Origin of the sequence: Mycobacterium sp. (assembly GCF_035499775.1) — a bacterium.
Lineage (GTDB): Bacteria > Actinomycetota > Actinomycetes > Mycobacteriales > Mycobacteriaceae > Mycobacterium.
Map to the genome: position 1 here is coordinate 22,759 of NZ_DATJYB010000196.1, position 7,739 is coordinate 30,497.

General features: G+C 66.7%; 7 protein-coding genes. 3 read left to right on the plus strand and 4 right to left on the minus strand.

The genetic code is table 11. The annotated features are described in order from the left end of the window. Nucleotides 1–427 precede the first annotated feature (427 nt). Nucleotides 428–2,683 (plus strand): helicase-associated domain-containing protein, encoded by a 2,256-nt coding sequence (locus VML93_RS13135; RefSeq protein ID WP_325611180.1) that lies wholly within the window; start codon nucleotides 428–430, stop codon nucleotides 2,681–2,683. A gap of 72 nt (nucleotides 2,684–2,755) precedes the next feature. Then, nucleotides 2,756–4,405 carry a DNA repair helicase XPB gene (locus VML93_RS13140; RefSeq protein WP_325611182.1) on the plus strand — a complete coding sequence of 550 codons (1,650 nt, stop codon included), beginning with the start codon at nucleotides 2,756–2,758 and terminating at the stop codon, nucleotides 4,403–4,405. A 69-nt stretch (nucleotides 4,406–4,474) separates the two neighbouring features. On the opposite strand, the gene VML93_RS13145 is transcribed toward VML93_RS13140, so the two are convergent. Further along, complete coding sequence (locus tag VML93_RS13145) at nucleotides 4,475–5,620, minus strand: thiolase family protein (protein WP_325611184.1); 1,146 nt, start codon at nucleotides 5,618–5,620, stop codon at nucleotides 4,475–4,477. A 13-nt stretch (nucleotides 5,621–5,633) separates the two neighbouring features. Then, a complete protein-coding gene (locus VML93_RS13150) occupies nucleotides 5,634–6,047 on the minus strand; it encodes a Zn-ribbon domain-containing OB-fold protein (protein ID WP_325611186.1) in 414 nt (137 codons plus the stop codon). Between the two features lie 145 nt (nucleotides 6,048–6,192). Here VML93_RS13150 and VML93_RS13155 point away from each other — a divergent pair, with 145 nt between their 5' ends. Next, complete coding sequence (locus VML93_RS13155; protein ID WP_325611187.1) at nucleotides 6,193–6,486, plus strand: putative quinol monooxygenase; 294 nt, start codon at nucleotides 6,193–6,195, stop codon at nucleotides 6,484–6,486. 6 nt (nucleotides 6,487–6,492) lie between these two features. Here VML93_RS13155 and VML93_RS13160 read toward each other — a convergent pair whose 3' ends face one another. After that, a complete protein-coding gene (locus tag VML93_RS13160) occupies nucleotides 6,493–6,900 on the minus strand; it encodes a nuclear transport factor 2 family protein (protein ID WP_325611189.1) in 408 nt (135 codons plus the stop codon). 136 nt (nucleotides 6,901–7,036) lie between these two features. Further along, nucleotides 7,037–7,739, minus strand: a 703-nt coding sequence (locus VML93_RS13165; protein WP_325611190.1) for an LLM class flavin-dependent oxidoreductase, incomplete at its 5' end; no start/stop codon positions are given.

The following is a 7,739-nucleotide window of genomic DNA, read 5'->3' on the forward strand; positions in this document are numbered from 1 at the left end:
GCAAGCGCGCGCGGCGCATGTTCGCAAGCTCACGGGTTGGGGGCGCCGCTTGATCTGCAGCGGCGCCGTCCATGCCCTGGCACGACGCATGTGCCGGCCGCCTTTCGCGTGGCTACTGCGCCGGCTGCCAGCCAGTCGGGGGGAAGATGAAGATCTGCGTTTGATGTGCGCTTCCCTAGAACGGGGCGGCTACTCGGTAGCAGCCGACAAAAGGCCTTGCGAAGTAAGTTGTCTTGCAGCCCAGCTAGTTTCGCGTGCTCAGATTAGGGGTTGCGCTGTAGCCAGCCGCAGCCCGCCGTCCAGTGACCGCAGGGTTTGCACGGCGCACATCAGCGCGGTGTCGACGCGGCCGTGGCGGGCCAGTTTGAGTCCGGACCGGTTAGTTGCCGGATATCGGGGTCGGCCGGCTGAATTACGCTGGTCAGCGATGACCGACAACACCCCGCACATCCCGCTGGGGTCCTGGCTGGCCGAATTGCCCGACGAACGGCTGATCCGGCTCTTGGAACTACGCCCAGACCTGGCCCAGCCGCCGCCCGGCAGCATTGCCGCGCTGGCCGCGCGTGCTCAAGCCCGGCAGTCGATCAAGGCCGCCACCGACGAACTCGACTTCCTGCGGCTGGCGGTGCTGGACGCATTAGTGGTGCTGCACGCCGATAGCACACCGGTGCCGACCGCCAAGCTGCTGGCGCTGATCGGCGAACGCGCCCCGGAAACCGAGGTCAACGAGGCCCTGGATGACCTCAGGCAACGCGCGCTGGTTTGGGGTGGAGCCGCCGTTCGTGTGGCCGGTGACGCCGGTACCGGGTTGCCCTGGTACCCGGGCCAGGTCACGCTCGAGGACAACTCGCAGACCAGCGAACAGATCGCGGATCTGATTGCCGGGCTCGACGAAGCCCAGACCGAAGTGCTGGAGAAATTGCTCGAGGGATCCCCGATGGGACGTACCCGCGACGCCGCGCCCGGCGCCCCGCCGGACCGGCCGGTGCCCAAGCTACTGGCGATGGGCCTGTTGCGACGGGTCGACGCCGAGACGGTGATCCTGCCCCGCCATGTCGGTCAGGTGCTGCGCGGCGAGCACCCCGGCCCGACGCAGCTGACCGCACCCGATCCGGTGGTTTCGACCACCACCCCCGACGACGTCGACGCCACGGCCGCCGGAGCCATCATCGACCTGCTGCGTGAGCTCGACGTGCTACTTGAGAACCTTTCCGCCGCACCGGTTTCCGAGTTGCGCAGCGGCGGACTGGGAATTCGCGAAGTCAAGCGACTGGCCAAGACGACCCGGATCGACGAGCCGCGGCTGGGCCTGATCCTCGAGGTCGCGTCCTCGGCCGGACTGATCGCCAGCGGCATGCCCGATCCGGTCCCGGCCCACGGCGAGGCACCGTATTGGGCGCCGACGGTGGCCGCCGATCGGTTCACCGCGATGTCTCCTGCCGAGCGCTGGCACCTACTCGCCAGCAGCTGGCTCGACCTGCCGGGCCGGCCGGCGTTGATCGGCAGCCGCGGTCCGGATGCCAAACCGTATGGCGCCCTGTCACATGCGCTGTACTCGACCGCGGCTCCGCTGGATCGCCGGCTGTTGTTGAGCATGCTCGCCGGGCTGCCCGCCGGCGCCGGAGTCGACACCACGACGGCGTCGGCGGCCCTGATCTGGCACCGGCCGCGCTGGGCCAGGCGACTGCAGCCGGCACCCGTCGCCGACCTGCTGGCCGAAGCCCACGCGATGGGTCTAGTTGGACGAGGGGCGATCAGCGCACCCGGTCGCGCGCTGCTGGACGAGGCGGGCGATCCCGGACCCGCGGTCGACGCCATGACGCGGGCGATGCCCAAACCGATCGACCACTTCCTGGTGCAGGCCGACCTGACCGTCGTGGTGCCCGGGCCGCTGCAACGCAACCTCGCCGACGAACTGGCCACGATCGCGACCGTCGAATCAGCCGGCACGGCCATGGTGTACCGGGTCAGCGAACAGACGATCCGGCATGCCCTCGACATCGGCAAGACACGCGACTGGATGCACGCGCTTTTCGCGAACCATTCCAAAACGCCTGTGCCGCAAGGACTCACCTACCTCATCGACGATGTAGCGCGTCGCCACGGGCAGCTTCGCGCCGGCATGGCCACGTCGTTTGTGCGGTGCGAAGATCCGGCGCTGCTAGCCCAGGCGGTGGCCGCACCCGCCGCGGCGGAGTTACAACTGCGTGCGCTGGCTCCGACGGTGGCGGTCTCCCCCGCACCGCTGGCCGAGGTGCTGGCCGTGTTGCGCAGCGCAGGTTTCGCCCCGGCCGCCGAAGATTCCACCGGCGCCGTCGTCGACGTCCGGCCGCGCGGGGCCCGAGTGCACACGCCGCCGCACCGCCGGTCGTACCGTCCGCCACCCCGGCCCGGCATCGACACGCTCAACGCCGTCGTCGCGGTACTGCGCAAGGTGACCGCCGCACCGTTCGGCAGTATCCGCCTCGATCCGGCCGTCGCGATGTCGCTGTTGCAGCGCGCCGCGAGAAACCAGGAAACGGTGCTGATCGGCTACCTCGACGCGGCGGGCGTGGCCACCCAGCGGGTGATATCACCGATCGTCATCAAGGGTGGCCAGCTGGCGGCCTTCGATTCGGCGTCCGGGCGGCTGCGCGACTTCGCCATCCACCGCATCACGTCGGTGATGTCGGTCGACGACTGAATAATGGTGAGATGACCGCGCGCCGGCGACTATATGGCGCGCAGCGACAAAACGGGTGAGGAGGAGCGGCGCTTGACTGACGGCCCGTTGATCGTGCAGTCCGATAAGACGGTGCTGCTCGAAGTCGACCACGAGCTGGCCGGCGCGGCACGCGCCGCGATAGCGCCGTTCGCCGAACTCGAGCGCGCACCCGAACACGTGCACACCTACCGCATCACGCCGCTGGCCCTGTGGAACGCCCGCGCCGCCGGCCACGACGCCGAGCAGGTCGTCGACGCGCTGGTGTCGTTCTCGCGCTACGCGGTGCCTCAGCCGCTGCTGGTCGACATCGTCGATACCATGGCGCGCTACGGCCGTCTGCAACTGGTGAAGAGCCCCGCTCACGGCCTGACGCTGGTGAGCCTGGATCGCGCGGTGCTCGAGGAAGTGTTGCGCAACAAGAAGATCGCCCCGATGCTGGGCGCGCGCATCGACGACGACACCGTCATCGTGCATCCCAGCGAGCGCGGCCGAGTCAAGCAGCTGCTGCTCAAAATCGGTTGGCCCGCAGAGGATCTCGCCGGATACGTCGACGGAGAGGCGCATCCGATCAGCCTGCATGAGGACGGCTGGCACCTACGCGACTACCAGCAGCTGGCGACCGACTCGTTCTGGTCGGGCGGCTCGGGGGTTGTGGTTCTTCCGTGCGGCGCCGGCAAGACGCTGGTCGGTGCGGCCGCGATGGCGAAAGCCAGTGCGACGACGCTGATCCTGGTCACCAATATCGTGGCCGCCCGGCAATGGAAACGCGAGCTGATCGCGCGCACCTCGCTCACCGAGGAGGAGATCGGCGAATACTCCGGCGAGCGCAAGGAAATCAGGCCCGTCACCATCTCGACGTACCAAATGATCACCCGGCGCAACAAGGGCGAATACCGCCATCTGGAACTATTCGACAGCCGCGACTGGGGACTGATCATCTACGACGAGGTGCATCTGCTGCCGGCGCCGGTGTTCCGGATGACCGCCGATCTGCAATCCAAGCGGCGGCTGGGCCTGACCGCCACGTTGATCCGCGAAGACGGCCGTGAGGGCGACGTGTTCTCCCTGATCGGCCCCAAGCGGTACGACGCACCGTGGAAAGACATCGAGGCGCAAGGCTGGATCGCGCCCGCGGAGTGCGTCGAAGTCCGCGTCACTATGACCGACAACGAGCGGATGATGTACGCCACCGCTGAGCCCGAAGAGCGTTACAAGCTGTGCTCGACGGTGCACACCAAAATCGCTGTGGTCAAGTCGATTCTGGCAAAACATCCCGGCGAGCAGACCCTGGTGATCGGCGCCTATCTGGATCAGCTCGACGAGCTCGGCGCGGAACTGGACGCTCCGGTGATCCAGGGCTCAACCCGGACCAAGGAGCGCGAAGCCCTGTTCGACGCCTTCCGCCGCGGCGAGATCTCCAGACTGGTGGTGTCCAAAGTGGCTAACTTCTCCATCGACTTGCCGGAAGCATCTGTGGCGGTGCAGGTTTCGGGAACCTTCGGGTCGCGACAGGAAGAGGCGCAGCGGCTGGGCAGGCTGCTGCGGCCGAAGGCCGACGGCGGTGGCGCCATCTTCTATTCCGTGGTCGCCCGTGACAGCTTGGATGCCGAGTACGCCGCGCACCGTCAGCGGTTCTTGGCCGAGCAGGGTTACGGCTACATCATCCGCGACGCCGACGACCTGCTGGGCCCGGCCATTTAACCGCGAGCAGACGCAGAATCGCACGAAAAGCCCCGCGTGAGTGCGATTCTGCGTCTGCTCGCCAGCGATCTACAGCGACAGGATCGTCGCCGACGCGGTGCCCGGTGCGCCGTAAACCTGCGCCAGGCCGACGCGCGGGTTGCCGGGCACCTGACGCTCGCCGGCCTCCCCACGCAGCTGTCGCACCAGCTCGTGCATCTGGCGCAGGCCCGACGCCCCGATCGGCTCGCCGTTGGCGATCAGCCCGCCGTCGGTGTTGACCGGCATCGAGCCGTGGATCTCGGTGGCGCCGTCGGCAACCAGCTTCTCCTGCTCGCCGTCGGCGCACAGACCCGTCTCGGCCATGTGGATGACCTCGTTACCCGCGTCGGTGTCCTGCAGCTGGGCCACGTCGACGTCCTCGGGACCGATGCCCGCCGCCTCGTAGGCCGCCTTGGCGGCGTACACCGTCGGCGAGACGTCCTCGTCGAGCGGGGCGAAGGTGGCGTGCACCTCGTAGGCGCCGTACCGGCGGGTGCGGATCTCGCAGGCCCGCACGTACACCGGCTTATCGGTGTACTTGTGCGCGATGTCGGCGCGGCACATGACCACGGCGGCGGCGCCCTCGTCGGGCGCGCAGAACATGTACTGCGTCAGGGGGTAGTTGAGCACTGCCGAGTTGAGGATCTCTTCCTCGGGAATCGCCTTGCGGCGGAAAGCGTTCGGGTTCAGCGCGCCGTTGCGGAAGTTTTTCGCGGCCACCTTGGCCAACGTGGCCTGGGAGATGTTGTGGTCGTGCAGGTACTTGTTGGCCTTCATGCCGAAGAACTTGGTGGTGACGAATTGCCCGTTCTGCGCATACCACTGCGGCAACGCGAGCTTGGCGGGGTCGTCGGTGAACGCGCCGCGCGGGTGCTTGTCCAGGCCGATCGCGATGCCGATGTCGTACTTGCCCAACCGTATGGTGTCAGCGGTCTGCTGAATGGCGCTGGCCGCCGTGGCGCAGGCGTTGAAGACGTTGGTGAACGTGATGCCGGTCAGCCCGACCAGGCGGGTCACCGCGTCGGGGTTGGACACCTCATGGCTGCCGCCGAAGCCGAACTGGATGTCCTTCCACCCGACGCCGGCATCGGTCAGCGCCGACTGGATGGCCTCGGCGCCCATCTGCATCGCGGTCTTCTCGAACCTGCCAAACGGATGCAGGCCCACGCCGATGATCGCAACGTCGTTTGTCATCGCTGGCTCCCTCTCAGACGGCCTGGAACGCGAAGGTGACGATCTCGTTGCCGTCGCTGTCGGTGGTGAACGGCACCATGGTGAGCTCGACCTCCTGGCCGAACTGCAGCTTGGCCGGGTCGTTCTCGGTCAGCCGGCCTTCGACACGGATGACGTCACCGAGCTGGATCAGGCCGATGCCGAACGGCACGAAGTCCTTTCCGGTCGGGCCGGCGTACGGGGCTCCGGGCGGGAAACCCTGGGTTGTCCAAGCCACGACGGTTCCGCGACGCGGCAGCAACACATCACTCATCTGTCCGCCGCTGCAACGCGGACACCACTGCTGCACCGGGAAGGCGGTGGCGCCGCAGTCCCCGCAGCGACTACCGATCAGCTGCGGGTTCTCGTCGGGCCAGGTTGAAATTTCGGGGGCGAGTGCCTTCTGCATCAAGCGATCCTCCAGCGATCCTTCACAGCCGCCAACAAAATAATCGACTCCCCAAAAGGTACAACAGCGTTCCATCAAAGTGGAAATCACGTTCTCGCTGACGGTCCGGGCCATGCTCCGCGACCGGCGCGGGATATCTTGACCTATGCCGATCACGGTGACACTAGAACTCAGACTGAAGCCTGACGCGTTGTCTGCGGCGCGCAATGTCATGGGCCGCGCGCTCCAAGACACCCGGGCGTTCGACGGGAACCTCCGCACCGACGTGCTCGTCGACGAGGACGACGAGGCACACTGGCTCATCTACGAACTCTGGGAGACGGTCGAGCACGACGAGGCCTACCGCAGATTTCGTGCCGGCGAGGGAAAAATAACTGAGCTGCCTCCCCTGCTCGCCGCGCCTCCGGTCAAGCTCAGATACGTCACTACCGATATCTGATGGCGATCAGACCGCGTCCGGGACTTTGAGCCCGGCGGTTTCGAGTTGGTCGGTGATCGACTTCAGGTCGTAGGAGTAACGCCACCGCCTGATTAGCCCGTCGGCGTTGACGTCGAACGCTCCCATCACCTCCAGGGTGAAGGGCTGGCCGCCGATGCGGTAGTTCTCAACACCTTCCAGCATCACGGTTCCGCCCTGGGCCACCAGCGAGTTGATGTCGATCTTCGCGCCTCCGAAGCCCATGGCGATCTCTTCGTCAAGCTCGGACCTGATGGCGTCGACACCGTGGTGCACTCCCCGCGGGCCGTCGATGAAGACGGCGTCGTCGCTGAAGAAGCTGACCAGTTCGTCCAAGTTGGGATGTGCCCATGCGGCAAGGAAATTGCGCACCACCGACTCCGGCGAATCGCTCATCTGAATCACCTCTGGCTTACGGCCAGCCTCCCGACGGCCGGCGCGGGAGCCAGATCGTAACTCTCCGCGCCCTTCGCCCGGATCGGATCTCCGCAGCTCATAGGGACTGCAAATTATTGCGACGGTCGAGGCGGGCTTAGCCCAAGGCGGGAATCACTTCGCGTTCGAACAACTCGATGCCGGAGCGGTCGTATGCCGCCTCCGGGAAGTAACAGATCGCGTACTCACAGCCCAGATCGCGGAGCTGGGCCAGCCGCTCGATCACCTGTTCCGGCGTTCCCGCGGCCGCATCCGGAATGCCGCCGGCCATCGAATCCGCCACCGCCTCAGGCACATAGCCGACCAGTCGGTCGCGCACCCGTTGCTGCCGGTCTTTGACGTCAGCCTCCGAGGTGCCGGCGACGACGGTGAGGTTTGCCGAGCGCACGATGGCGTCGAAGTCGGTGCCCAGCTTGCTGCAATGCTGTGCCAGCACCTCCGACTTGTGGGCGAACGCTTCCGGCTCCGGCGTGAAGTTCGTGTACTGCGCGTACTGGGCGGCGATGCGCAACGTCACCTTCTCGCCGCCACCGGCTATCCACAACGGAATGCCGTTGTCCTGCAATGGCTTCGGGGCGACGATGGCGCCGTCGACCTGATAGTGCTTGCCCTGGAAGCTGACCTTGCCGTCGCGCCAGGCGTCACGCATGATCTGCACGCCTTCATCCAGCCGGCCCAGCCGCACACCGGCGGCCGGAAAACCGTAACCGTAAGCGCGCCACTCATGTTCGTACCAGCCGCCGCCGATGCCCATCTGGATGCGGCCACCGGAGATGATGTCCGAGGTGGCCGCTACCTTG

Coding starts and splice junctions, on each gene's coding strand:
- VML93_RS13135 (WP_325611180.1), top strand. CDS start 428: ATGACCGACAACACCCCGCACATCCCGCTGGGGTCCTGGCTGGCCGAA.
- VML93_RS13145 (WP_325611184.1), bottom strand. CDS start 5,620: ATGACAAACGACGTTGCGATCATCGGCGTGGGCCTGCATCCGTTTGGC.
- VML93_RS13150 (WP_325611186.1), bottom strand. CDS start 6,047: ATGCAGAAGGCACTCGCCCCCGAAATTTCAACCTGGCCCGACGAGAAC.
- VML93_RS13155 (WP_325611187.1), top strand. CDS start 6,193: ATGCCGATCACGGTGACACTAGAACTCAGACTGAAGCCTGACGCGTTG.
- VML93_RS13160 (WP_325611189.1), bottom strand. CDS start 6,900: ATGAGCGATTCGCCGGAGTCGGTGGTGCGCAATTTCCTTGCCGCATGG.